This is a genomic window from Bradyrhizobium sp. USDA 3650 (genome assembly GCF_054057395.1).
In genome coordinates, this window is sequence record NZ_JBSRZG010000001.1 from 6,554,074 (window position 1) to 6,577,040 (window position 22,967).

Annotated in this window: 21 protein-coding genes and 3 pseudogenes; 12 read left to right on the forward strand and 12 right to left on the reverse strand. The window is 64.4% G+C overall.

Annotated features, from left to right (window positions below):
• Positions 1 to 22 precede the first annotated feature (22 nt).
• A complete protein-coding gene (locus tag ACVIN2_RS30765) occupies positions 23 to 826 on the reverse strand; it encodes an isocitrate lyase/PEP mutase family protein (RefSeq protein ID WP_456768464.1) in 804 nt (267 codons plus the stop codon).
• Between the two features lie 56 nt (positions 827 to 882).
• Entirely contained in the window at positions 883 to 2,070 is a 1,188-nt protein-coding gene (locus ACVIN2_RS30770) for an alpha/beta fold hydrolase (protein ID WP_456768465.1), read from the reverse strand.
• Here ACVIN2_RS30770 and ACVIN2_RS30775 point away from each other — a divergent pair.
• From ACVIN2_RS30775 to ACVIN2_RS30785, 3 genes and pseudogenes are all read left to right on the forward strand, one after another.
• A complete protein-coding gene (locus tag ACVIN2_RS30775; RefSeq protein WP_456768466.1) occupies positions 2,029 to 2,400 on the forward strand; it encodes a MarR family winged helix-turn-helix transcriptional regulator in 372 nt (123 codons plus the stop codon). The genes ACVIN2_RS30770 and ACVIN2_RS30775 overlap by 42 nt on opposite strands.
• A 174-nt stretch (positions 2,401 to 2,574) precedes the next feature.
• Positions 2,575 to 3,949, forward strand: a pseudogene (locus ACVIN2_RS30780) (HD-GYP domain-containing protein).
• 135 nt (positions 3,950 to 4,084) lie between these two features.
• A complete protein-coding gene (locus ACVIN2_RS30785; protein ID WP_456768467.1) occupies positions 4,085 to 4,540 on the forward strand; it encodes a hypothetical protein in 456 nt (151 codons plus the stop codon).
• 75 nt (positions 4,541 to 4,615) lie between these two features.
• Here the strand turns inward: ACVIN2_RS30785 and ACVIN2_RS30790 are convergent, their stop codons facing one another.
• From ACVIN2_RS30790 to ACVIN2_RS30805, 4 genes are all read right to left on the reverse strand, one after another.
• Positions 4,616 to 5,038 carry a hypothetical protein gene (locus ACVIN2_RS30790; RefSeq protein WP_018454312.1) on the reverse strand — a complete coding sequence of 141 codons (423 nt, stop codon included), beginning with the start codon at positions 5,036 to 5,038 and terminating at the stop codon, positions 4,616 to 4,618.
• A 22-nt stretch (positions 5,039 to 5,060) separates the two neighbouring features.
• Positions 5,061 to 5,414: a hypothetical protein gene (locus ACVIN2_RS30795; RefSeq protein ID WP_007600942.1), complete on the reverse strand. Its 354-nt coding sequence runs from the start codon at positions 5,412 to 5,414 to the stop codon at positions 5,061 to 5,063.
• Between the two features lie 60 nt (positions 5,415 to 5,474).
• Complete coding sequence (locus ACVIN2_RS30800) at positions 5,475 to 6,017, reverse strand: hypothetical protein (protein WP_456768468.1); 543 nt, start codon at positions 6,015 to 6,017, stop codon at positions 5,475 to 5,477.
• Between the two features lie 182 nt (positions 6,018 to 6,199).
• Positions 6,200 to 6,811 (reverse strand): TetR/AcrR family transcriptional regulator, encoded by a 612-nt coding sequence (locus ACVIN2_RS30805; protein ID WP_456768469.1) that lies wholly within the window; start codon positions 6,809 to 6,811, stop codon positions 6,200 to 6,202.
• A 129-nt stretch (positions 6,812 to 6,940) separates the two neighbouring features.
• Between ACVIN2_RS30805 and ACVIN2_RS30810 the strand changes: the two genes are divergently transcribed.
• The 4 genes and pseudogenes from ACVIN2_RS30810 to ACVIN2_RS30825 form a co-directional block, all read left to right on the forward strand.
• Positions 6,941 to 8,170 (forward strand): cytochrome P450, encoded by a 1,230-nt coding sequence (locus ACVIN2_RS30810; RefSeq protein WP_456768470.1) that lies wholly within the window; start codon positions 6,941 to 6,943, stop codon positions 8,168 to 8,170.
• Between the two features lie 140 nt (positions 8,171 to 8,310).
• Positions 8,311 to 11,955 carry an AsmA family protein gene (locus tag ACVIN2_RS30815; protein ID WP_456768471.1) on the forward strand — a complete coding sequence of 1,215 codons (3,645 nt, stop codon included), beginning with the start codon at positions 8,311 to 8,313 and terminating at the stop codon, positions 11,953 to 11,955.
• Positions 11,956 to 12,280: 325 nt separating this feature from the next.
• Positions 12,281 to 13,399 carry a DUF2336 domain-containing protein gene (locus ACVIN2_RS30820; RefSeq protein WP_456768472.1) on the forward strand — a complete coding sequence of 373 codons (1,119 nt, stop codon included), beginning with the start codon at positions 12,281 to 12,283 and terminating at the stop codon, positions 13,397 to 13,399.
• A gap of 58 nt (positions 13,400 to 13,457) precedes the next feature.
• Positions 13,458 to 13,706 (forward strand): annotated as a pseudogene (locus ACVIN2_RS30825) (hypothetical protein); the annotation flags it as partial.
• Positions 13,707 to 13,754: 48 nt separating this feature from the next.
• Here the strand turns inward: ACVIN2_RS30825 and ACVIN2_RS30830 are convergent.
• A complete protein-coding gene (locus ACVIN2_RS30830; protein ID WP_456768473.1) occupies positions 13,755 to 14,654 on the reverse strand; it encodes a LysR family transcriptional regulator in 900 nt (299 codons plus the stop codon).
• 253 nt (positions 14,655 to 14,907) lie between these two features.
• Here ACVIN2_RS30830 and ACVIN2_RS30835 point away from each other — a divergent pair, with 253 nt between their 5' ends.
• The 4 genes and pseudogenes from ACVIN2_RS30835 to ACVIN2_RS30850 all read left to right on the forward strand — a co-directional run bounded on the left by ACVIN2_RS30835 (position 14,908) and on the right by ACVIN2_RS30850 (position 17,941).
• Complete coding sequence (locus ACVIN2_RS30835; protein WP_456768474.1) at positions 14,908 to 15,693, forward strand: carboxymuconolactone decarboxylase family protein; 786 nt, start codon at positions 14,908 to 14,910, stop codon at positions 15,691 to 15,693.
• Between the two features lie 169 nt (positions 15,694 to 15,862).
• Positions 15,863 to 16,258 carry a (R)-mandelonitrile lyase gene (locus ACVIN2_RS30840; RefSeq protein WP_456769834.1) on the forward strand — a complete coding sequence of 132 codons (396 nt, stop codon included), beginning with the start codon at positions 15,863 to 15,865 and terminating at the stop codon, positions 16,256 to 16,258.
• A 114-nt stretch (positions 16,259 to 16,372) separates the two neighbouring features.
• On the forward strand, positions 16,373 to 16,762 hold the full coding sequence (locus ACVIN2_RS30845; RefSeq protein ID WP_456768475.1) for a putative quinol monooxygenase: 390 nt from the start codon (positions 16,373 to 16,375) through the stop codon (positions 16,760 to 16,762).
• Positions 16,759 to 17,941, forward strand: a pseudogene (locus tag ACVIN2_RS30850) (MFS transporter). The gene ACVIN2_RS30845 and the pseudogene ACVIN2_RS30850 overlap by 4 nt, the downstream one beginning before the upstream one ends.
• On the opposite strand, the gene ACVIN2_RS30855 reads toward ACVIN2_RS30850, so the two are convergent.
• On the reverse strand, positions 17,923 to 18,420 hold the full coding sequence (locus ACVIN2_RS30855) for a GNAT family N-acetyltransferase (protein WP_456768476.1): 498 nt from the start codon (positions 18,418 to 18,420) through the stop codon (positions 17,923 to 17,925). The pseudogene ACVIN2_RS30850 and the gene ACVIN2_RS30855 sit on opposite strands and share 19 nt — an antisense overlap.
• 137 nt (positions 18,421 to 18,557) lie before the next feature.
• On the opposite strand from ACVIN2_RS30855, the gene ACVIN2_RS30860 reads away from it, so the two are divergent.
• Positions 18,558 to 19,733, forward strand: a complete 1,176-nt coding sequence (locus ACVIN2_RS30860; protein WP_456768477.1) for a GAF domain-containing sensor histidine kinase — start codon at positions 18,558 to 18,560, stop codon at positions 19,731 to 19,733.
• A gap of 226 nt (positions 19,734 to 19,959) precedes the next feature.
• Here the strand turns inward: ACVIN2_RS30860 and feoB are convergent, their stop codons facing one another.
• From feoB to ACVIN2_RS30880, 4 genes are all read right to left on the reverse strand, one after another.
• Positions 19,960 to 21,831 (reverse strand): ferrous iron transporter B, encoded by a 1,872-nt coding sequence (feoB, locus tag ACVIN2_RS30865; RefSeq protein WP_456768478.1) that lies wholly within the window; start codon positions 21,829 to 21,831, stop codon positions 19,960 to 19,962.
• Positions 21,832 to 21,851: 20 nt separating this feature from the next.
• Positions 21,852 to 22,127 (reverse strand): FeoA family protein, encoded by a 276-nt coding sequence (locus ACVIN2_RS30870; protein WP_007600961.1) that lies wholly within the window; start codon positions 22,125 to 22,127, stop codon positions 21,852 to 21,854.
• 139 nt (positions 22,128 to 22,266) lie between these two features.
• Positions 22,267 to 22,521, reverse strand: a complete 255-nt coding sequence (locus tag ACVIN2_RS30875) for a ribbon-helix-helix domain-containing protein (RefSeq protein WP_007600962.1) — start codon at positions 22,519 to 22,521, stop codon at positions 22,267 to 22,269.
• Positions 22,518 to 22,706, reverse strand: coding sequence for a DUF4169 family protein (locus ACVIN2_RS30880; RefSeq protein WP_027570789.1), 189 nt, complete (start codon positions 22,704 to 22,706; stop codon positions 22,518 to 22,520). The genes ACVIN2_RS30875 and ACVIN2_RS30880 overlap by 4 nt, the downstream gene beginning before the upstream one ends.
• Positions 22,707 to 22,967 lie beyond the last annotated feature (261 nt).

Below are 22,967 nucleotides of genomic sequence, written 5' to 3' on the forward strand. Positions count from 1 at the left end.
CTTTTGGCTGGTGTGTCCGGGCTCAGGCATCCGGTTGCAGGAACGTGCCGTATTGCTTGGTCGCGGCGACCGCGGCTGCGGCCTGTCCGATCATCCGCATTGCTGCCATCATGGGCCACGGTCCAAGACTGACCCGCCGAACGCCGACGCGAGCCAGATCCGGAAGTGCGGGAACGCCTTGTGTCACCATGATGTTGACCGGCAGAGGCGTGAGCTGAACGAACTTTTCAATGAGCGCGAGGTCGGTGAGGCCGGGCACGAAAATTCCGTCGGCCCCCGCCTCGGCATAGACCTTCGCCCGGCTTGCCGCTTCATTCAGGCACTCGTCCGGCGATCCGAATTTGAGCAGAAACGGATCCGTTCGCGCATTGATGAACAGCTGAACTCCCAGATCTTTTGCAGCGTGCCGCACAGCCTTGATCTTGGCGGCATGGCGTTCGGGATTGACGAGTTGCCGCTTTCCCCCTGATAGCCCGTCCTCGATATTGATGCCGACGGCGCCGGCTTTCAAAATCTCGGTCGCCGATCTGGCGGCGGCCTCCGGGGTGTCGCCATATCCGGCCTCCAGATCGATTGAGACTGGAACAGACACGGCCGCGGTCATCCGCGACACCAGGCCGGTCACCATGTCGAACGGGACATTTTCTCCGTCGGCGTATCCAAGTGCGGAGGCGACCGCGCCGCTGCTGGTCGCAATGGCCGGAGAGGTCTTCGCGATAGCTTTGGCAGTGGCGGCGTTCCAGGCGTTGAACAGGATGAGCGGATCGCCCTTCTTGTGAAGGGCACGAAACGTCTCGGCATATTGCTGTTGTGTCTTGGCGTCCATTGCGCGTACTCCGGATGAGAGAACTCGAAGGATATTGTGGGCCACGCCCTCTGCGTTCAGTCAGGCGCGTGCGTCTTGAACCAGTCCATGATCAGGCCGGTGACTTCTTCCTCACGCTCGAGGTGCGGGAAGTGCCCGACATCGGGCAGGACAATCCGCTTGTGCGGCCCCTTGAACAGCGGCTCCTCCTTGACCGAGTACCTTGCTGTCGGATCGTTGCTGCCATAGATCGTCAGCGTCGGCGTGTGCATGTCATTGATCGGCAGCCGGCGCGCGAGCCCCGCATCGGTCAGGCCTCCGTAATATTTAAGCGCAGCGGCCATCGTGCCGGGCGAGCTGAGCGTCTCCTTGATCGAACGGATGTGCTCGGCATTGTTGAATGTCGGCGACCACAGCTTCCAGAGATAGTCGACGAAGGGAAGTCCCTCGGTACTGACCGCGGATACGGCGCCGGGCAGCTGGAAGAAATAGACATGGAAGACGGCTCGAACGAGCTCCGGATCCCGTCTGATGCTCGAAATTGTAATTGGATGTGCGGTGTTCATGACCACGGCGGCCTTGATTGCCGATGGCGCCGTGGCCAGCGCCTGAAAGGTCGAGGTGCCGCCCCAATCCATGCCGACGACGCGTGCCTGTCCGTCGTCGCTCAGCGCCGCGATGAGGGCTTCCAGATCCTTGCCTAGTGCGATCGGATCGAAAACGCCGTCCGCCGGAATCTCGGTCGGCGCATAGCCGCGCAGGAACGGCGCGACGGCACGATACCCTGCATCCGCGAAGACCTGCAGCTGCTTTCGATACGACCAGGCATTGTCGGGAAAGCCGTGCAGGAACATGACCAGGGGGCCGTCACCCTGTTCGAGATAGGCGAAGCGCACGCCGTTGGCCTGCACGTATTTCAAGGCGGGTTCAATGCCTCTGGTATTCGCTTGGGCATTCGCTTGTCGTGCCGCGCTCCCAGTATTCATCGTCATTCTCCATGTCATCGTGCCCCGCGATCGAAACATGTGCGGAGCGCACATATTCGTCAAGTTGTTTTTTGTGCGCTCCGCACATATTGTCGGCGCATGGAAACTGGAATCGCAAATTTGCTGGGGGCGCTCTCGCTCGCCGTCATGGATCGGATCGAGCAGGGCGCGCGCGAGGTCATTGGCCGCGGTGGCGAGACGCCTGCCGCACTGGTCGTCATCGGCTATGGCCAGGGCATGACCAACGACAAGCTGCGGCGGATCCTTGGCCTGTCGCATTCAGGAACGGTCCGGCTGGTGGACCGTCTGGTGTCGGATCGGCTGGTCGAACGTCGGCCCGGACAGGACGGCCGCGAGGTTGCTCTGCACCTGACCGCGAAGGGGGCCGCAACCCGCAACGATCTGATGAATTCGCGGATTTCGGCCGTCGCGTCGCTTCTGGATGTGCTGTCGCCGGCTGAAACGAAACGACTTGAAACGCTGCTCCATGAATTGTTGGCACGGCAGGATACGTCCGAGATGGATCGCTTCACGATCTGCCGCATGTGCGACGACAGCGTTTGCACGAATTGCCCGTTGCCCACGGACAAGGGCAAGCGCGCTCGCTAGCGGGCGCGCGGTGGCCACGGAACTTTGCCGAGCAGGCGAGGGCGTTCTCGGAGACTTCCTGTCGATGGATCGCTCGCAAACAACCTCCTGTTAATCCTCTGGTGTTCAGTTGATCGACTGGTGATGTGATCCGCCCTGTTCACTGGCCGCACCCAGCCTCGGAGCCCCCCGTCAATGGACCCCATCCCGCATGCCCCCAAGCCGCTCGATCGGATCACGCTTTCCGAACTGCTGGGCGCACTCAGCCACGCGCTTGATCTTTCGGAGGGGCAGCCGGCCGGACATTGCGTGCGATGCAGCCGCATCGGCGTCTTGATCGGCAGGGAGATCGGCCTCGGCGAGGACGAGATAGTCGAACTTTACTACGCACTGTTGCTGAAGGATCTTGGCTGCAGCAGCAACGCCGCGCGCATCTGCGAGCTGTATCTGACCGATGATCTCTCCTTCAAGCAGGACTTCAAGCTCATTGACGGCAGCCTGCCTCAGGCGCTGCGCTTCGTGCTGGGCCATACCGGGCTGAAAGCCGGCCTGGCCGAACGGTTTCGCGCCATCGTCAACATCTTCCAGAACGGCGGCGAGATCGCTCGCGAACTGATCGAGACGCGATGCCATCGCGGTGCCGACATCGCCCGCAAAATGCGCTTCTCCGAACCGGTCGCGGAGGGCATCAAGAATCTCGATGAGCATTGGGATGGCGGCGGCAAGCCGCTCGGTCTTCGCGGCGCGGCCATCCCGCTTTATTCTCGCCTCGCGTTGTTGGCCCAGGTGGTCGATGTGTTCTACATCGCGAACGGTCCCGAAGCCGCCCTTCGTGAGGCCCGGAATCGAGCCGGCACCTGGTTCGATCCAGACCTGGTCGCCGCATTTGAGCGCATCGCGTCGCAGCCTGGATTCTGGGACATGCTTGGCACCGAAGATGGGACCGAAACTGTGCCTCTGCAGCCGCAGCAGGCGAGCGTGCCGGTGGATGAGGATTATCTGGATGACATCGCAGCTGCCTTTGCCCAGGTGGTTGATTCCAAAAGCCCCTACACCAGCGGCCACAGCGAGCGCGTCACGCTCTTTACCGACATGATCGCGGAGCAGCTGGAGTTCGCTGCTGAGCGGCGACGCTGGCTCAAGCGTGCCGCGCTGTTGCACGACATTGGGAAGCTCGGCGTCAGCAACGCAATCCTGGACAAGCCGGGTAAGCTTGACGACCACGAATGGGAGATCATGCGCAAGCATTCAGCGCATTCGGAAGCGATCCTGTCGCGCATCGGCGCGTTTGGCGACCTCGCGCCGATCGCCGGGGGCGCATCACGAGCGGCTGGACGGCAAAGGCTATCCTCGTGGGCTCGCGGGAGACCAGATCTGCCTGGACACCCGAATCATCACGACCGCGGATATCTTCGATGCGCTGACCGCGGAGCGGCCGTATCGCGCTGCGATGCCAGTGACGAAAGCGCTTGCGATCATGTCGGGGATGATCGGCACCCAGATCGACGCGGACTGCTTTGCGGCTCTTCGTCGAGCCCTTGGACGGGTCGACGAGACGCTGGCGGCTTGACGAGGGTTCGACGCCGAAATCCGGCTTGCAATGTCTGGTGAGCCGACAGCGGGCGCAACGCGCGTTCGCGTCGCGGAAAGGAACGTCCGGCGTGTCTCCACGTTGTCGGCCGTCGAGTGCAAACCGGGCCATACGATGAAGAAGATCGCCACCATCCTCGTGATGCTCTGTAGCTTGCCGGCTGCCGCCGGTGCGGAGAGCTGGAGTGGCTATCGCATTCCCGAGACCGGGACCAACGTCGACATTCCCTCGTCGATCTTCACCGAGCAAGCCGGTCGGCCCGACGGTTATGGCATGCAGTACCGGACCAGCGACGGCCGGGCGGATTTGACGGTGCAGGCCGTTCCGAACGACGGCAGCTCGCCGGCCGCTTTCCTGGCGCGGAAGAATCCGCCGTCCGGCATCACCTACAAGCGCATCACGCCGCGCTTCTTCGTGGTCTCCAGCACCCGGGGCGGCAAGATCTGGTACGACCGCTGCAACTTTGGCCGCCGCTACGTGCATTGCGTGCTGATCAACTACCCGGCTTCCGAGAAGCGGCAGTGGGATGCAGTCGTGACCCGCGTCAGCCGCACGCTGAGCGGCGGTTGATCCGTTCACTAAGAAAAACCTGCTCACAAAGAAAAACTGCCCGCAAATCGCGGGCAGCAGTCTCGTGAGGATGGTTCAGCGCACGTTCGTCGATGTCGTCGACATGGTCGGCTTGGAGCCTGGCACGTGCGACATGGTCTTGGTGGTCGACCCGACCTCTTCGCCCGCCTTTACTTTCGTGCGGGTGTGGGAGCGGCTGAACGTGCCACCCTCATGCGCCTGCGCGCGCGCATTGGAATTGAGCACCGGACCGTTACCCTTGTTCATGCTGGTGCCGGACTGCGCCTTGCCATTGGCGGACGCGGCGCTGCCGCCAGCTGCGATCGACGAGCCGGTCTGTCCGGAGCCCGACGTCGACGTGCCGCCGGTGCCGAGCGTGCTGGCCGAGGTGCCGCCGGCCGCAGCCGAGCCGCCGGTCCCGCCGGTCATGCTGGTTTGCGCCGACAGCGGCGAGGCGGCGGCGAGCAGGAGTGCGACCGACGAGGTCGCGATCAACATTCTCATCTGTGAAATCCTTTTGTTATGGCGACGATGTCGAGATGGTGCAGCCGTTGACCGTGACGGTGCTCGCGCTGGTCGAACCCGGGCCGCCGGCCGTCGAGGACGAACTCGACACGTTGCCGCCACCGGCCTGGACGTGCACCGACGATCCGCCGGCCGAGCTCGAACTCGAGAGCGAGCCGCTGGATGAGGTCGAGCCGGTTGTGCCTGAACCCGATGAGCCCAGCGCGGTGATGCTGCCGTCGGGATGTTTTTCCACCGTGACCCGACAGGTCTCGCCGGATGCGGTCTTGCCGGTTTTCTGCATGGTTTCCCCCACGGCAGCGCTGCTCATCAAAGTCAAAACTGCGATCGCAACGATTGATCTGTTCATGCCAGTCCTCCTCAGGAAGGACGAAGGAGCGGCATTGCTGCCGCTCCGCCGGCCGGGATGTCAGTCCTTGTCCTTCTTCATCTCGTCCTTGTGGTGGCCCTTGCCCTTTTCCATTCCCATGTCGCTGGAATGTCCCGCGGAGGAACCCGCCGCTCCCACGGTCGAGCCGCTCTTGCCGCCGCCGGCCGAGGACCCGCCGGTGCCGAGCGTCGATGCCGAGTTGGAGCCGGAGCCGGAGCCTGCCGCAGAGCCGCCCGTGCCGACGCTGGACGAGCTCTTGCCGCCGCCGGCCGACGAACCGCCGGTGCCGAGCGTCGAGGCCGAGCCTGAGCCGCTGCCGGAGCCCGCGGCGGAGCCGCCGGTGCCGATCGACGAACTGCTGGTGCCGCCGCCGGCCGACGAGCCGCCGGTGCCAAGCGTCGAAGCCGAGCCCGAGCCGCTGCCCGAACCCGCCGATGAACCGCCCGTGCCGACGGTCGAGTTGCTGGTGCCACCGCCGGCTGACGAGCCGCCCGTGCCGACCGTCGAGCTCGACTGCGCCACGGCGAGCGCCGTACCGGCCAGCAGCGCAGCTGCGGCCGCAGTCAATTTCAGAATCCTCATCGTTGTCTCCTCCAATGATCAAATTGCCAAAACAGGCTCGGGATAAAGTGGTAAGCCGCACAAACGTTCCTTGGATGGGTGCGACGAAGTGGAAAATGCGCGAGCATGATTGCGGCCAGGTTCCAGCTGCGAAGCGCAGCGAACCAATGTCGAGCGGGAACAGCGAAGTTCTGAAAAAAGCGCTAGTCCGACGACAATCCCGTCCTGCGCCGCAGATCCGTGATCGCGCGCAGAAAGCTGTCGGCCGGCGTCGTCTCCGGATCGATCAGGCGGTGCAGGCGAAAGCCGTCTTCCAGCGCCAGCACGACGGAGGCCATCCAGGGCGGGTTCAGCGTGTCGCCCTTCGCGCTGCTCTTCAGCGTGGCCTCGACGATGTCGGCGACCAGCTTCCGCCGCGCCCGCAGCCGCTTTGCCAGCTCCGGTCGGCGCTTCTCCGCGCGCGCGACAAACAGGATCATCTCCATGTGCAGCAGCGGCGAGCGGCCGAGCGGATCCTGCCTGCTGCGATCCATCGTCTTCAGCGCTGCGATGAAGTCGTCGAGATTGTCGTGCTGCGCGAGGATGTCCATGTTGCGCCGGATCGACTGCGCGACATGATCCTCGATCATGGCGATGATCAGCTCGTCCTTGCTCTTGAAGTTGGAATAGAACGCACCGCGGCTGAATCCGGCCGCCGCCGCGATCGCTTCGATGCTGGCGCCGCCGATGCCGTCCTCCTCGAACACGCGCGCCGCCGCCTCGAACAGCCTGTCGCGCGTGTCGTCCCTGGTCGGCCTGGTTCTCACCCTTGACATCGGAGCAGGTTAGGGCAGAATGCAACTCGATACAACAATGTATCGAGTTGATAATTCAGGGATGGTTACGCTGCGCAACAGGGGCTGCCCGGCGTATGCGATTCATGCGGCAACCGACACGAGGTCACCATGAACGAGCACGTGCAGGGCGCCGGCGGTCCGCTGTTCAATCCGCTGTCGCCGGACTTCATCCGCGATCCCTATCCGCATTATGACCGGCTCCGCGCGATCTATCCGATTCACGTGACGCCGTTCGGCCAGTTCGTCACGAGCCGCCATGCCGATGTCAGCCTCGTGATGCGCGACAAGCGCTTCGGCAAGGATTTCGTCGAGCGTTCCAAGCGCCGCTATAGCGAGAAGATCATGGAGGAGCCGGTCTTCCGCAGCATGAGCCACTGGATGCTGCAGGCCGATCCACCCGACCACAGCCGCCTGCGCGGCCTCGTCGTGAAGGCCTTCACCGCCCGCCGTGTCGAGGACATGCGGCCGCGGATCCAGGAGATCGTCGACCAAACCATCGATGCCGTGATCGACCGCGGCCATATGGACCTGATCGAGGATTTCGCCTTCCGCCTGCCTGTGACCATCATCTGCGACATGCTCGGCATCCCCGAGGACCACCGCGAGACTTTCTATAACAGCTCGCGCGACGGCGGACGGCTGCTCGACCCCGTGCCGCTCTCGCCGGAGGAGATCGCCAAGGGCAACGCCGGCAACATGATGGCGCAGATGTATTTCCAGCAGCTGTTCGAGCTGCGTCGCAAAAATCCCGGCGACGATCTCATCACCCAGCTGGTGCAGGCCGAGGAAGACGGCAACAAGCTCACCAACGAGGAGCTGACCGCCAACATCATCCTGTTGTTCGGCGCCGGCCACGAGACCACGGTCAATCTGATCGGCAACGGCCTGCTTGCGCTGCATCGCAATCCGGACCAGCTCGCGCTTCTGAAGGCACGGCCGGAGCTGATGGTGGGCGCGATCGAGGAATTTCTGCGCTACGATTCCTCGGTGCAGATGACCGGGCGGGTCGCGCTGGAGGATATCGACGATCTCGGCGGCGCCAAGATCCCGAAGGGCGAGACCGTGCTCTGCCTGCTGGGGTCGGCCAACCGTGACCCGGCGGTCTATCCTGACCGCCCCGACCGGCTCGACGTCACCCGCCAGAATGTGAGGCCGCTGTCGTTCGGCGGCGGCATCCATTTCTGCCTGGGGGCCCAATTGGCCCGCCTCGAGGCCGAGATCGCCATCGCCACGCTGTTGCGTCGGCTGCCCGACCTGCGCATCGACGACCTCGAAAACCCGGAATGGCGGCCGACCTTCGTGCTGCGCGGCCTGAAGCGGCTGCCGGCGAGCTGGTGATGGCTCGCCGGCGTTAACCTCCGCGCGCAACAGTCGCTGTGACTTCGCCACACTTCCCCCTATATAAGGGGCTGTTCCGGTACGTCTGAGGCCCTGCGGCTCAGGCAAGGCCCGCATCCGGTTTGGCCGAGGGGAGACCCGTGCAGACGACGCTGCTCGGATTGGCGATTGCCTTTATCTTAGCGCTGCTGGCCGCTCTGATCGGGCCTTACTTCGTCGACTGGAACCAGTTCAGGCCCCAGTTCGAAGCGGAGGCCGGCAGGATCATCGGCGTGCCGGTGCGGGTGGCGGGCGAGCTCGACGCGCGGCTGTTGCCGGCGCCGACGCTGCGGCTGCGCGGGGTCACCTTCGGCGGCAACAACGATCTCGGCCGCCTGCGCGCCGACAAGCTCGACGTCGAGTTCAGCCTGAGCTCCCTGATGCGCGGCGAATGGCGCGCCACCGAGCTTTCGGTCAACGGCATGGCGGTCGATCTCGGCCTCGACGCGCGCGGGCGGGTCGATTTGCCGTCCACCGCGAGCGGCAGCTTCAATCTGGCGTCGTTGGCGATCGAGCGGCTGAACCTCACCGGCCGCATCGCCCTGCATGATGCCGCCAGCCGTTCGACACTGGAGCTCAACGACATCGCCTTCTCCGGCGACGTGCGCTCGCTGGCCGGCTCGGTCCGGGGCGACGGCAGTTTCACCGCCAGCGGCGTGCGCTATCCGTTCCGCGTCTCCTCCGGCCCGAGCGCCGACGGCAACGCCACCCGCCTCCACCTCAACATCGATCCCGGCGAGCGAGCCATCCTGGCCGATCTCGAAGGCGTGCTCGCCTTCGACAACCGCCTGCCGAAATTCGAGGGCGCGCTGACGCTCGCCGTGCCGGCGCCGAAGAAGCCGGGCGAGGCGGGGCCGATGCCCTGGAAGCTCACCACGAAACTCAAGGCCGATCCGGCCGGCGCCAAGTTCGAGCAGGTCGATGCCAGCTTCGGGCCCGAAGACTCCGCGCTGAAGCTCGGCGGCGTCGGCGATATCAGGTTCGGCGCGTCGCCGCTGCTGCGCGCGGTGCTGTCGGCGCGCCAGGTCGATGCCGACAAGCTGACGGCCAAGAACGATGCCGAGCCGCAGCGCATCCTGCCGGCGCTCCGCGCAGGGCTCGCCGCAATCCCGCAGGCGCCGATCCCGGCGCAGATCGAGTTCAACTCCGACCAGATCATGCTCGGCGGCCGGCCGCTCCAGAACATCACGGCCGAGCTTGCGACCGACGGACGATCCTGGACCTTCCAGCGGCTCGAGCTGCGCGCGCCAGGCCAGACGCAGCTCTCGCTCAACGGCGCGACGCCCGGCGCCGATAGCTTCAGCGGCCGCCTCAGCGTCGATTCCTCCGATCCCGATACGCTGGTGGCCTGGCTCCAGGGCCGCAACGAAGTCAACCGCCGCAGCACGCGGCCGCTGCGCCTTGCCGGCGACGTGACCATCGCCGCCAACCATTTCGCCATCGACAGGCTGAAGGCCGAGATCGAGGGCGGCGCGGTCGAAGGCCGCATCGCTTTCGTCCAGACCGGCGCCAGCAAGGGCTCGCGGATCGACGCGGAGCTTAGGGCTGACCGCCTCGACCTCGATGCCGCCGCAAGTTTTGTGCGCGCGCTTTCGGGGCCGCAGGGCGAATGGCCGGAGGAAGCGAAGCTTTCGCTCGATATCGGCCGCGCGATCTCGGCGGGCCAAGAGCTGCGGCCGTTCACCGCGAAACTCGGCTACGGCCCGGCGTCGCTCTCGCTGGAGCAGTTGCGGTTCGGCCAGGCCAGCGGCGTGACCACGGAAGCGAGCGGCAGTTTCGACCGCGCCAAGGCCATTGGCAAGCTCGCGCTGAAATCCTCCGCCAATTCGCTGCGCGATCTCACCGCGCTGCTCGAGCCGTTTGCGCCGTCGGTGCGCGCGCGCTTCGACGCCATCCCGTCGCTGCCAGGTGCGACCCGCCTCAAGCTCGACCTCAGCCTCGACAAGAACGCCGAGCACGCCGATCGCAACGACGCGCGCGCGGTGATCGAGCTCGACGCGCCGCAACTCAAGGCCACCGCGACGCTGGCCGCGCAGACGCCGGTGGCCGCCGTCAACGGCATCGACATCGAGCGCTTGCGCAACAGCGACTTCACGCTGGATTCGAAAGTCTCGACACCACAGGGAAGTGCGCTGCTGGCGTTGCTCGGGCTCGATCGCGTGGTCGCCGCAGGCGAGGGCGCTTCGCAGTTCGAAGGCCATCTGAGCGGCGCGTGGCGCCATCAACTGCAATTGACTGCAAAGCTTAGCGGCGGCGGGCTGGACGCGGACGCACAAGGCAACGTCGAATTGTCGGAGCCGAAAGGCAGCGTGAATTTGCGCGTGCGCAACGCCAATCTGGCCCCGCTGTTCGGCACCAGCCCGGCCGATAAATCGGTGCAGAGCGTCAATCTGTCCTCGCGCGTCGGCCTCTCCAACAACCGCCTGACCTTCAACGATCTCGACAGCACCCTGGCCGGCTCGCATCTACGCGGTCATCTGGCAGTGACGCTCGATCAGGAGAAGACCGTCGACGGCGAAGTCGGCCTCGATTCGCTCGACCTCATGCCGGCGCTCGCGATGGCCATCGGCGCGGCCGGACACGATGCCAATGCGCCGTTGAGTGCCGGGCTTCTCGGCGGCTGGCGCGGCCGCGTCGCCTTCCAGGCGCTGCACGGCACGTTGCCCGGCGGCATCGAGCTGCGCCCCTTCGGCGGTACGATCCGGAGCGACGGGCAGTCGCTCGCGCTCGACGCAATGAAGGGCGGCGTCGGCGGCGGCGAGATGTCGGCGAGCCTTGATGCGCGCAACGGTGCCAATGGCCTGACGCTCAACGCGCGCATCGAGCTCGGCAATGTCGACGCGGCGGCGCTACGCTATCGCGACCTCGCGCTGCCGAAGGGACGTGCCTCGGCGCAGATGGCGCTGACCAGCCAGGGCCGCAGCGTTGCGGCGCTCACCGGCGCGCTCGCCGGCAACGGCACGGTGACGCTTGATTCCGCTGAAATCTCCGGCCTCAATCCGCGCGCCTTCGAGATCGCCATCCGCGCCAGCGACGGCGGCCAAATTGCCGACGACAACCGGCTGCGGCAGCTGGTCGAGCCCGCGCTGTCGGCGGGTCCGATTGCAGTGGCCTCGGCGCAGATCCCGTTCACGATCCGCGATGGGCGCCTGCGCGTTGGCGCAACGTCGTTGGAGGCGAAGAACGCGCGCGCCATCGTCTCCGGCGGCTACGACATCCCCGCCGACCAGGCCGACATCCGCGCCAGCCTGACGCCGATCATGACCGGGCTCTCCGGCGCACCGCCGGAGATCCAGCTGTTCGCGGCCGGTCCCCCCGACAGGCTCAATCGCACCGTCGATCTGGCGCCGCTGTCGTCGTGGCTTGCGGTGCGCACGATTGATCGCGAGACGCGCCGGCTGGACGCCATCGAGCGCGGCGAGCCGCCGCCGGCGACCGCCGCGTTACCGACTCTGGTGTCGCCCGAACCGGTGTCGGAGCCGTCGCTCACGGATGTGCCGATGCCGGGCCGCGATCCGCGCCGTGCGCAGCCGCCGAAGCCCAAGGCCGATATCAGGGTCGCGCCGACCCCGAAGGCGCCGCAGGCCGCTCCCGCAGCGCCAAGCCCGCCACTGACAAGTCACCCACTCACAAGCACACAGATCGCACCGCTGCCCCCGCCGATCGACGTGAGGCCGGCCCCAGGCCCGCCCCCCGCAAAGCCCAAGCCCAAGCCGCCGTTGGTGCTGACGCCGTCGAATCCGTAGGCGACAGTCCGTCATGCCCGGGCTTGTCCCGGGCATCCACGTTCTTCGTCCGAGGCGGTGAGACGTGGATGGCCGGGACAAGCCCGGCCATGACGCCGCAGAGGCATCAGTGCCCCAAGCCTTTTCAGCAAGCGGGAGAGGGAGCGCAGCTTCCTCGTGACGCACCGGTAAACCCATTCCCACGCATTTTAACGAATTTTGCTCGGCAAAACTGATCTGCCGACTTTACCGGATTCTCGCGTTTGTTCCCTAGTCTCTGTTCCCAGAGGAACTCGGCGTCCTGCGGCACAAGCAGGATGGCTAGCCAAGAACTGGGGTCATCGGGATGAACGGCGCGACAACACTTCTGCAGGATCTGGACGACGCCATCGCACGCGGCACCGACGAAAGCCGGAACAAGGCGTTGTGGCACGCGACCGACATTCTGATCACCGGCCGCTACAGCGACGACGAGATCAGCACGTTCGGCGAAGTCATCGGCCGGCTCGCCGACGAGATCGAGGTTGCCGCGCGGGTGCAGCTCTCCGAGGTCATGGCAGCCTGCGATCACGCTCCGCTCAATGTCATTGCGCAACTCGCGATCGCCGACGAGATCGAGGTCGCCGGTCCCGTGCTGCGCGACTCCAATCGTATCGACGAGAAGCTGCTGGTCGAGAGCGCCATGACCAAGAGCCAGTCGCATCTGCTCGCGATCGCCCAGCGCAAGTCGATCGGCGAGGCCGTCACCGACGTGCTGGTCAAGCGCGGCGACCAGGAGGTGGTGACGTCGGTTGCCAAAAACGAGGGCGCACGCTTCTCCGGCTCGGGCCTTCTGCACATGGTCCGCCGCGCCGAGGGTGACTCGATCCTTGCCGAGCAGCTTGGCCTGCGCAAGGACGTGCCGCGTCACATCTTCCAGCAGCTGATCTCGAAGGCGTCGGAGGACGTCCGCCGCCGGCTCGAGCACGAGCGGCCGGAAATGATGGCGCAGATCCAGAGCTCGGTGAGCGACGTCACCGGCGATCTGCAGTCCAAATTCGGCCCGTCCTCGCGCAGCTATTTCGTCGCCAAACGCGTGGTGACGACGCAGTACCGGCAGGGCAACCTCAACCAGGACTCGATCTCGAACTATGCGCGCCAGCACCGCTTCGACGAGGTGCAGATTGGCCTGTCGCTGTTGTCGTCGCTGCCGGTCGACGTGATCGAGCGTGCGATGATGGACCGCAATCGCGAGATGATCCTGGTGCTGTGCAAGGCGCTCGACTTCTCCTGGGACACCACCATGTCGCTGCTGTTCCTCGGTGCCAAGGATCATCTGATCACGGCGCGCGAGCTCCACGACAACGAACGCGATTTCGGCAAGCTCAAGATCGAGACCTCGCGCAGCGTCTTGAAGTTCTACCAGTCGCGCAAGACCGGCTCCGATCCCGCCACGGGTCGTCAGCCCGAGCTGCAGGTGCACTGAGCGGTAAACCGAACAGGTACACCGAGCATCATCCGGGAATTGGCAGGGAGTATTTGCAATGTTGCCTCAATTCGGCACCGCCGTTCGCAAGAATCCAAACAAGAACCTCGACAAGGCCGCAGCCGGCGAGATCGGCGGCGGAGCAGCGGACCAGGCCTCGGTCGATGCCGCCTGGCTCGTGCTGGAAGCCGCCAACGATCTCGGCGACCATGCCGCGATCGAGGCTTGCCGCCGCGTCATCGACGCCGAGTTGAACGGCACCGCGGCCGGCAGCGCGGATGTCGATCTCGTGCTTGGGGTATTTCAGATAGCAATCGTGCCCGGCCGAAGATGGTCAGGCGCCCTGAGCGGCAATCTACTTGCCGCGATATCGAAGAGCCTCGACGAGCAGCGAGAATGCCGGTGAAGGTTGGCGCCGACTGGGATAATAGAGGTGGTAACCCGAGAACGGCGGACACCAATCCGACAGCCCCCTGATCAGCCGGCCCTGCGAGATGTATGGCTGCACGTGCCCCTCCGTGAGGTAGGCAAGTCCCAGGCCCTTTAGAGCTCCCTCGAGAAGAAGCCCTGCGCTGTTGAACACAAGCTGTCCTTCCACGCGCACGTTGAGCTCCCGCCCGTTCTTCTCGAACTCCCACGCGTACAGGCTGCCGCCGTGGGTCGGAAGGCGCAGGTTCAGACAATTGTGGCCGGTTAGATCCTGAGGCGTCCTGGGCCGCTTGCGTTCGGCGAAGTAGGCCGGCGATCCCACGACGGCCATTCGCAGATCAGGACTGACGCGCACCGCGATCATGTCCTTGGCGACGAGCTCGCCCGGACGAATGCCCGCATCGACCTGCTGCGCCACGATGTTGGTGAGCCCGTAATCGATGATCACCTCGACATGGATGTCTGGATATTGGGGAAGAATCTTCCCCAGCGCCGGCAGCAGGATCTCGGTGGCGGCGTACTCCGTTGCCGTCAAACGTACGGTCCCAGCGGGCTTTTCCCGGAGCTCGCTCAGGGCAGCAAGATCAGCATCCATCTCCGTGAATTTGGGCCCGACGCTCACGAACAGCCGTTCTCCGGCTTGAGTGGGCGTGACGCTCCGGGTCGTTCGATTGAGAAGACGGACCCCCAGCCGTTCCTCCAGCTTTCGAATGATCTGGCTCAGCGCCGATTGCGTCATACCAAGCTTGGCTGCGGCACGCGTGAAGCTGCGTTCCCTCGCCACGGCGAGGAAGGCCAGGATATCGCTGGCGTCGTCCCGGTTCATTGATAAGCCTGTCTTATGACTGCATGCGGATTTTATCACCTAATCGGACGGAGGCGGAAGCCTTAGTTTCCCATCAACATGAGCGGCACTTGATCTTCTCTTCGCCCGAGGGCTCGCCAGCCCTGCGCTCGTTGATCGCAGCCTGACGCGATTGAACGTCCGGGTTTCTCGTGAGCGCGGGCACCGTGCCCTGCGCAGCACTCGTCGCCTTGTGGCTGATGGTGCGCCCGACAAACCTGGAAGGATTCACGCGATGAGAATGCTCGCAGCGGCCTTGTTTTCGTTCTGCCTGTTTGCTGACGGCCCGGTCGCGGCCCGAGACGGATCCATCGAAGGAGCAAAGACCATGTCAAAGCCGGTAGACGTCCGCGCGGTCGCGCCAGCCCTCGAAGGTTACGCGCAAAAACTCGTCCACGGCGATCTGTGGAAGCGCCCGGGGCTTACGCCTCGGGACCGCAGCATCGTCACCTTCGCGGCTCTCATCGCCCGAAATCAGACAGTGGAGCTCCCGTACTATCTGGGTCTCGCGCTGGACAACGGCGTGAAGCCGTCGGAGATATCGGAGATCATCACGCATCTGGCCTTCTACACCGGCTGGGCCAACGCGATTGATGCGGTCCCGGCTGCGAAGGAAGTCTTCGAGCGCCGCAACATCGGGCCCGATCAGCTTCCCCCGGCGTCGGGGCCGCAACTGCCGCTCGACGAGGCGGCGGAGAAGCAGCGGGCAACGCGCGTCGGAGAGCAGTTCGGGCAGATCACGCCGAGCCTTGTCCAGTTTACGACCGACGTGCTGTTCCGCGACCTCTGGCTCAGGCCCGCGCTGGCTCCGCGCGACCGCAGCCTGGTGACCGTAAGCGCGCTGATCGCCACCGGTCAGGTCGCGCAGATCACCTACCATTTGAACCGCGCCATGGACAACGGGTTGACTCGGGAGGAAGCGGGCGAGGTGCTCGGCCATCTCGCCTTCTACGCCGGCTGGCCTAGCGCTTTCTCCGCGGCGCCTGTCGTCAAGGACGTCATCGAGAAGCGACCTCGCTGAAAGAACGACAATGCCTCGATCGACAATCCCGTTCGCGATCCGCCACGAGCGGAGACATGCCGTGGTGACGCGTAGAGACATTCTCATTGGCGGAAGCGCCTTCGCCGTCGCGGGAATTCGACTGGCGCCGGCGCTCGCGTCCGAAGCACTGAAGGAGACTGCAATGGACATCGACATCAAGAGAAACGGGTCCCGCCCTTCCCAGAAGGGCCCCGAACACTGGTTCACCGGGACGGTGCGCATCGACCCGCTGTTCGCGGCGCCCGAGCCCGCACGCGTCAGCGGCGCTCAGGTCACTTTTGAACCCGGCGCACGCACGGCCTGGCACACGCATCCGCTCGGGCAGACGCTGATCGTGACAGCCGGTCTCGGCTGGGTGCAGCGGGAGGGCGGACAGATTGAGGAAATCCGCGCCGGCGACGTCGTGTGGTTTCCGCCGGGCTTGAAACATTGGCACGGAGCGACGCGGACCACCGCAATGACGCACATCGCCATTCAGGAATCCGTCAACGGAAAGAACGTCGATTGGATGGAGAAGGTGGCCGACGACCAATACCTGAAGTGATATCTGCGATGCGCGGGTGCGACGGCGATGAACTGAACGACATCGCCAAAGCCGCGAGCACCCTTCGAGCAGTCGAAATCAGGCAGGGCCAGTGAAGCCTCTGAGGGGGAGAACATGAAGAAGAAGCAGCTTTTCTCGTACGGCCTATCGATGCTGGCCGCTGTATTCGCCGGCGGCGTCGTCGCCCAGCAGGCGGACGAACGATATGTCCAGGTGGCGGAAATCGAGATTGATCCCGTCCAATTGGAGGGCTACAGGGCTGCGGTGCAGGAACAGATCGACGCAGCAATTCGCAAGGAGCCGGGCGTCCTGGTGCTCTACGCCGTTTCCGAAAAGGACAACCCGGCCCACGTCAAGGTCTTCGAAATCTACCGGGACAGGAGCGCCTACGAAGCTCATCTCGGAACAGATCATTTCAAGAAATACAAGGCGACGGTTGAGAAGATGGTGAAGTCGCTCAAGCTGATACAGGCAACGCCGATCGTGCTCGGCGCCCAATCATGAGCGTACAACTCGCCCAAAGCAACGAGGCGCTGTCGCGCGATCCGGCTTGGAGTGCGGTCTTTGCGCTGACCTTGTGCGTCGGGACATTGATTGCGTCCGAGTTCATGCCGGTCAGCCTGCTGACACCGATCGGGACCGATCTCCACATGACCGAGGGGCAGGCGGGCCAGGCCATCGCGGTCTCCGGACTGTTCGCCGTCTTCACCAGCCTTGCGATCGCGTCGGTGACACGGGGCATCGATCGACGCAGCCTGTTGCTGGGCCTTACCTCGCTGATGATCGTCTCGGGGCTGATGGTGGCCTTGGCCCCGAATGCCCTGGTGTTCATGGCAGGGCGCGCGCTGATCGGGATCGTCATCGGCGGGTTCTGGTCGATGTCGGCGGCTACCGTGATGCGCCTTGTGCCGGAGCGGCAGGTTGCGGCCGCGCTTAGCCTCCTCAATGGTGGAAACGCGCTGGCGACCACGATCGCCGCGCCGCTCGGCAGCTTCCTCGGTCAGTTCATCGGCTGGCGGGGTGCGTTCTTCTGTGTCGTCCCGCTCGCGATAGTCACTCTGGTCTGGCAATACGCCACATTGCCCTCAATGCCCTCAGAACGCGGTGCCGCGGGGAACGTTTTCGGATTGCTTCGCCGGCCGGTAGTCGGCATCGGGATGCTCTCGGTTGCCCTCCTGTTCATGGGCCAGTTCGCGCTTTTCACCTATTTGCGTCCATTCCTGGAGACCGTGACACGCGTAGACGTCTCCACGCTCTCGGCTATCCTGCTCGTGGTCGGCGTCGCGGGCCTGCTCGGGACCTACCTCATCAGCTTCCTACTGAAGCGAGGCTTGCACGGGCTTCTGATCGGCATGCCGCTTGCGATGACCGCCCTTGCCCTCGGCTTGATCGCCTTCGGAGGGTCGACCCTCGTTGTTACCGTGCTGCTGGCCGGTTTGGGGCCTCATCGGCACGGCCGCACCGGTCGCTTGGTGGACCTGGATGAGCAAGACGCTGCCTGAGGATGCGGAGGCGGGCGGCGGCCTGATGGTCGCGGTGATCCAGCTCGCCATAACGGCGGGCGCCTCCCTCGGAGGATTCTTGTACGACAGCAGTGGGTACCGGAGCGCCTTCATTGCCGCCGCCGTCGTGCTCTGCGGCTCCGGACTTCTGGCTTTTGGGGTCTACCGCCGAATACGGTAGATCACGACGTCTTCGCCGTGACGGATCGTACTTCGCTCGAGGAGATAATTCGATTTCTCCAATACACGGCGCGACGCGCCGTTTCTGGCGAAGACGATGCCGATCAGAGACGGCAGCTCGTGATGTAACAGTCCGATATCCGTCAGCGCCGTGGCGATCTCGCTTGCAAGTCCCTGGCCCCAGACGTCGCGCTTGAACGCGTAGGCAATCTCGATCTCGTCGATATCGTCCACCAGGATGTGCCGGATGCCCGCTCGCCCCGCGAATGCCCCGTCTTTCGTTCGCAGCACCCAGAGCCCGAAGCCATGCTGGTCCCAATGCGCCATATTGGTGTCGAGATAGGTCTTCGTCCTCTCCGCCGAACGGACGCCGCCGAGATAGCGCGAAACGTCCGCATCGAGGTGCAACGCAACGAGGTGAGCGAGGTGATCCTCACGAAGCCTCTCGGCGCTGAGCCTAACCGTGCTGAAATGTTCCATTGGGAACAGATAGCCGTTTCCAAGGCGAGACGTCGAGTAACATTGACGCGGAATAACTGGCAGTGCTTTTTACCATTGCAGGGACGCGCTTTCGTGGGGGTGACGGTCGTCCAGCGTAGTTCCGACGCGGAGTGGCAATGGATTTCGAGCGCGACATAGCCCAGGTCAGCGGGATCGCTGCGGTCTCGACCATCCTGGACGTGGTCAGCCGGACCACCGGAATGGGGTTTACGGCCGTTGCCCGCGTCACCGAGGACAGGTGGATCACCTGTGCCTCGCGTGACGAACTTGCGTTCGGGCTGAAGCCCGGTGACGAGCTCAAGGTCGAGACCACGATCTGCCACGAGATCCGGCAGAGCCGCGAGGCGGTCGTCATCGAGAATGTCAGCGAAGACGCCGCGTACTGTACGCATCACACGCCCGCGCAATATGGCCTCCAAAGCTACATCTCCGTGCCGATCATTCTTCCCGACGGTTCATTCTTTGGAACTCTTTGCGCGATCGATCCGAAGCCGCGCAAGCTTCGGACTCCCGAGATCATCGGCATGTTCAAGCTTTTTGCGGAGCTGATCGCGTCTCACCTCGACGCGGCTGACCGTGTCGAATTGATCGAGAACAGGCTCGCGCTGGAACAACGCAATGCCGAACTGCGCGAGCAGTTCATTGCCGTGCTCGGTCACGACCTCAGAAACCCTCTCGCCTCGATCCAGGGCGGGCTGCGGCTTCTGAACAAGAAGGTCGATGACGAGGGCAAGAACTGGATCAACCTGCTGCAGGGAAGCGTGGCCCGGATGGCGGGCCTGATCGACAATGTCATGGACTTCGCCCGCGCGCGGCTCGGCGCCGGCATGCAGCTCAAGCTGAAAGAACAGCCGCTCGAGCCTGTCATCAAGCAGATCGTCGCGGAGTTCGAGAACGTGCATCCGGATCGCGTCATCGAAACGGTCGTCAACGTTCCTGGACCTGTGAGAATCGACGCCGACCGCATAGGTCAGATGCTGTCCAATCTTCTCGGCAACGCGATTTCCTATGGCGCCGCCGACAAGCCGATCAGGGTGCTGGCGCAGACGACCGGCGCTGGCTTTGATCTCAGCGTTGCCAACAAAGGCGCGCCAATTCCGGCTGATACGATCCCGCGCCTTTTCACGGCGTTCGATCGCGGCGACGTTCTGCCGAACCAGAAAGGGCTTGGGCTCGGACTGTACATCGCCCAGGAGATCGCGCGCGCCCATGGCGGGCTGATCGTCGCGTCGTCGATGCGGGATGAAACGGTGTTCACTGCGTCGTTCCCGGCAACACAGGCCAGCGGCTGAGAAGGCGTGCCAGGCTCCGGTATCTTGCCGTCACCGAGCGTTTCGCCAATTCTCTGACACTACCATCATGCGCCTGTTTTGCCCGACGGCGCAACCGGCCTTGTGTGCCGGCGTTGATTCTGGCCAGCGACGGTCAGCTGATTTTAGCACACGCGTAAGCCATTGATTTCACGGGGTCGGTCTACTGTGCATGGGGTTGTTTTCGCGCTTTTGGTTTCGAGAGGTGCTATCCCGCCCCGAACGCGACCGCGACATTGTAGGTCAGAAGGCTCGCGGCATAGGCCAGCACCAGCATGTAGAAGAAGGTGACCGCCATCCAGGTCCAGCTTCCGGTCTCGCGCCGGATCACGGCCAGCGTGGATGCGCATTGCGGGGCGAAGATGTACCAGGCCAGCATCGACAGCGCGGTCGCGAGCGACCATTTCGTCGCCAGCACCAGGCCGATCTGCTCGGCCGCTTCCTTGCCGCCTTCGATCGCATAGACGGTGCCGAGTGCAGCGACCGCGACCTCGCGCGCCGCCATGCCCGGGATCAGCGCCACCGCGATCTGCCAGTTGAAGCCGACCGGCGCCAGCAGCGGCTCGAGCGCCTTGCCGATGATCGCGGCCAGGCTGAAGTCGATCGCCGGTTCGGTGGCGCCCGCGGGCGGCTGCGGGAACGAGGCCAGGAACCAGATCAGCACCATCATCGAGAAGATCGTGGTGCCGGCGCGGTGCAGGAACATCTTGGCCCGCGTGTAGACGCCGATCGCGATCGATTTCAGCCGCGGCATCTTGTAGTCCGGCAGCTCCAGCATGAACGGCGCCGGCGCATAGTCGCGCAGCATGAAGAATTTGATGAGGAACGAGACGGCAAGCGCGCTGATGATGCCGGCCGCGTAGAGGCCGAACATCACGAGGCCCTGGAGGTTGATGAAGCCCCAGACGTCCTTTGCCGGAATGAAGGCGGAGATGATCAGCGTGTAGACGGGAATGCGCGCCGAGCAGGTCATCAGTGGCGCGATCAGGATCGTGGTCAGCCGGTCGCGCTTGTTGTCGATCACGCGCGTCGCCATGATGCCGGGGATGGCGCAGGCAAAGCTCGACAGCAGCGGAATGAAGGCGCGGCCGTGCAGGCCGGCGCCGCCCATGATGCGGTCCATCAGGAACGCGGCGCGCGCCATGTAGCCGAAATCTTCCAGCAGCAGGATGAACAGGAAGATGATGATGATCTGCGGCAGGAACACGATGACGCTGCCGACGCCTGATATCACGCCGTTCTGAAGGAAGCTCTGCAGCAGGCCTGCGGGCAGGGTGGCGTGCACGAACTCGCCGAGCGAGTCGAAGCCCGAGTTGAGCAGCTCCATCAGCGGCTGCGCCCAGGCGAACACCGCCTGGAACATCACGAACAGGATAGCCGCGAGCACGATCAGCCCGCCGACGGGATGCAGCACGACCGCGTCGATCCGCGCGGTCCAGGTGTCGGGCCGGCTGGGCAGGCTGACGCAATCGGCGATGATGCGGTCGGCTTCGCGTTGGGTGGCGCGCAGATCGGCCACGCTGAGCGCCCGCCAATTGTTCTCGCCCGGCTCGGCGGCGAGCTTTGCCGAAATCTCGTCGGTCAGCGACAGCAGGTCGGCCGTGCCGCCCTTGCGCACCGCGATCGAGGTGACCACGGGCACGCCGAGCTCCTTGGCGAGCCGCTCGACGTCGACAGTGATGCCGCGGCGGGTCGCGATGTCGAACATGTTGAGCACGAGGATCATCGGCCGGCCGGTGCGCTTGAGCTCCAGCAGCAGGCGGATGGTCAGGCGCAGATTGGTGGAATCGGCCACGCACAGCACGAGGTCGGGCAGGGTCTCGCCGGAAGCCTTGCCGAGCACGAAGTCGCGGGTGATTTCCTCGTCCGGGCTGCGGCCGCGCAGGGAATAGGTGCCGGGCAGGTCGACCACGGAGACCTGGCGGCCCATGGGCGTGACGAAGAATCCTTCCTTGCGCTCGACGGTGACGCCGGGATAGTTCGCGACCTTCTGCCGGCTGCCGGTCAGCGCATTGAACAGCGAGGTCTTGCCGCTGTTTGGCGTGCCGACCAGGGCGAGATGAAGTAGGGGCAATTCCATGAAGTTGGGGTCCGGTCGCTTCAGGCGACGATGATGGCCATGGCTTCGCGACGGCGGACCGCGATGGTGATGCTGTCGACCCGCACCGCGATCGGGTCGCGCCCGACCAGCCCCTCGTGCAGGACCTCGACCCGGGCGCCCTCGACGAAGCCGAGCTCGATCAGCCGGCTCTCGAGCTCGATGTCCGAGAGCGCCGAGCCTGCGTCCTTGGGGGAAAGGTGCTGGATGACGCCGGTATAGCCGCGCTGGGCCAGGCCCAGCGGCATCTGCGGACGCGTATCATGGATGTCGGTCATGCCCTGTATTTTCAACGCAGGGCATCGAGGTCAAGCGCGCTCGGTCGCTGAAACTGCACCTTAGAGTGATTTTAAAGTGCCAGCTTCGTGACGAAGGCGATTGGCGCCAGGATTGGCGCCAAGCTCGGCGTCAAGACGGCTATTGGGCCGGGACCTTTTCCGCCTGGATGGCGGCCATGGCGCGGCTCTTGAAGTAGTCGAGCACGAACAGGCGGATCGCCGAGGACAGATTGCCCTGCTGGCGGTTGCCGTCGATCTCGCCGACCAGCTCGGACAGCGTCATGTTGCGCAGGCCCGAGATCTCCTTCATGCCGTTCCAGAACGCCTCTTCCAGGCTGACGCTGGTCTTGTGACCGGCGACGACGATCGACCGTTTCACGACGGGCGACTTCATGGCTGCTCCTCGCGATCGATCTGGTGCTGGTCCAGGTGCGCCTTCGCCTGGTCCGCGCGCGTCTCCTCCGCCGACCGCTCCGCCTTCGTGCGGCCGAACTTCGTTCGGTTGGCGTCCGCCTGCTTCGCCGTGGCTTGCCGCTCGGCGCGCTTCCGGAAACGATTCAGGTTGATGACGTTCCCCATGTCGCGTCTCCATCATCCGATCCTCCGTGGGCAGGATGAAACATTCAGAAACTGTGCGCCGCACTGCGCCCAATGAGATTTGATCGCCATTCGCTTGTCCTCGTCAATCGACCCTTGGGCCATCAAACGATGAATTCCGCCCCGTGGGGACGGAGGGGCTGCGTAACACGCAATCCCGCCGCGACATTGACGGTAATCAAATCCCGTCCGTTAAGCCCTACATTTAATGGAGCTTGGGGCTCCGTATCATTACGGATGGCT

Coding starts and splice junctions, on each gene's coding strand:
- ACVIN2_RS30795 (WP_007600942.1), bottom strand. CDS start 5,414: ATGAACAGATCAATCGTTGCGATCGCAGTTTTGACTTTGATGAGCAGC.
- feoB (WP_456768478.1), bottom strand. CDS start 21,831: ATGGAATTGCCCCTACTTCATCTCGCCCTGGTCGGCACGCCAAACAGC.
- ACVIN2_RS30785 (WP_456768467.1), top strand. CDS start 4,085: ATGAAGAAGATCGCCACCATCCTCGTGATGCTCTGTAGCTTGCCGGCT.
- ACVIN2_RS30860 (WP_456768477.1), top strand. CDS start 18,558: ATGGATTTCGAGCGCGACATAGCCCAGGTCAGCGGGATCGCTGCGGTC.
- ACVIN2_RS30830 (WP_456768473.1), bottom strand. CDS start 14,654: ATGAACCGGGACGACGCCAGCGATATCCTGGCCTTCCTCGCCGTGGCG.
- ACVIN2_RS30880 (WP_027570789.1), bottom strand. CDS start 22,706: ATGGGGAACGTCATCAACCTGAATCGTTTCCGGAAGCGCGCCGAGCGG.
- ACVIN2_RS30870 (WP_007600961.1), bottom strand. CDS start 22,127: ATGACCGACATCCATGATACGCGTCCGCAGATGCCGCTGGGCCTGGCC.
- ACVIN2_RS30875 (WP_007600962.1), bottom strand. CDS start 22,521: ATGAAGTCGCCCGTCGTGAAACGGTCGATCGTCGTCGCCGGTCACAAG.
- ACVIN2_RS30835 (WP_456768474.1), top strand. CDS start 14,908: ATGAGAATGCTCGCAGCGGCCTTGTTTTCGTTCTGCCTGTTTGCTGAC.
- ACVIN2_RS30810 (WP_456768470.1), top strand. CDS start 6,941: ATGAACGAGCACGTGCAGGGCGCCGGCGGTCCGCTGTTCAATCCGCTG.
- ACVIN2_RS30855 (WP_456768476.1), bottom strand. CDS start 18,420: ATGGAACATTTCAGCACGGTTAGGCTCAGCGCCGAGAGGCTTCGTGAG.
- ACVIN2_RS30800 (WP_456768468.1), bottom strand. CDS start 6,017: ATGAGGATTCTGAAATTGACTGCGGCCGCAGCTGCGCTGCTGGCCGGT.
- ACVIN2_RS30790 (WP_018454312.1), bottom strand. CDS start 5,038: ATGTTGATCGCGACCTCGTCGGTCGCACTCCTGCTCGCCGCCGCCTCG.
- ACVIN2_RS30805 (WP_456768469.1), bottom strand. CDS start 6,811: ATGTCAAGGGTGAGAACCAGGCCGACCAGGGACGACACGCGCGACAGG.
- ACVIN2_RS30765 (WP_456768464.1), bottom strand. CDS start 826: ATGGACGCCAAGACACAACAGCAATATGCCGAGACGTTTCGTGCCCTT.
- ACVIN2_RS30820 (WP_456768472.1), top strand. CDS start 12,281: ATGAACGGCGCGACAACACTTCTGCAGGATCTGGACGACGCCATCGCA.
- ACVIN2_RS30770 (WP_456768465.1), bottom strand. CDS start 2,070: ATGCGACAGGCCAAGGATCCGCCGCAGCTTGTCGTTGGTCATGCCCTG.
- ACVIN2_RS30845 (WP_456768475.1), top strand. CDS start 16,373: ATGAAGAAGAAGCAGCTTTTCTCGTACGGCCTATCGATGCTGGCCGCT.
- ACVIN2_RS30775 (WP_456768466.1), top strand. CDS start 2,029: ATGACCAACGACAAGCTGCGGCGGATCCTTGGCCTGTCGCATTCAGGA.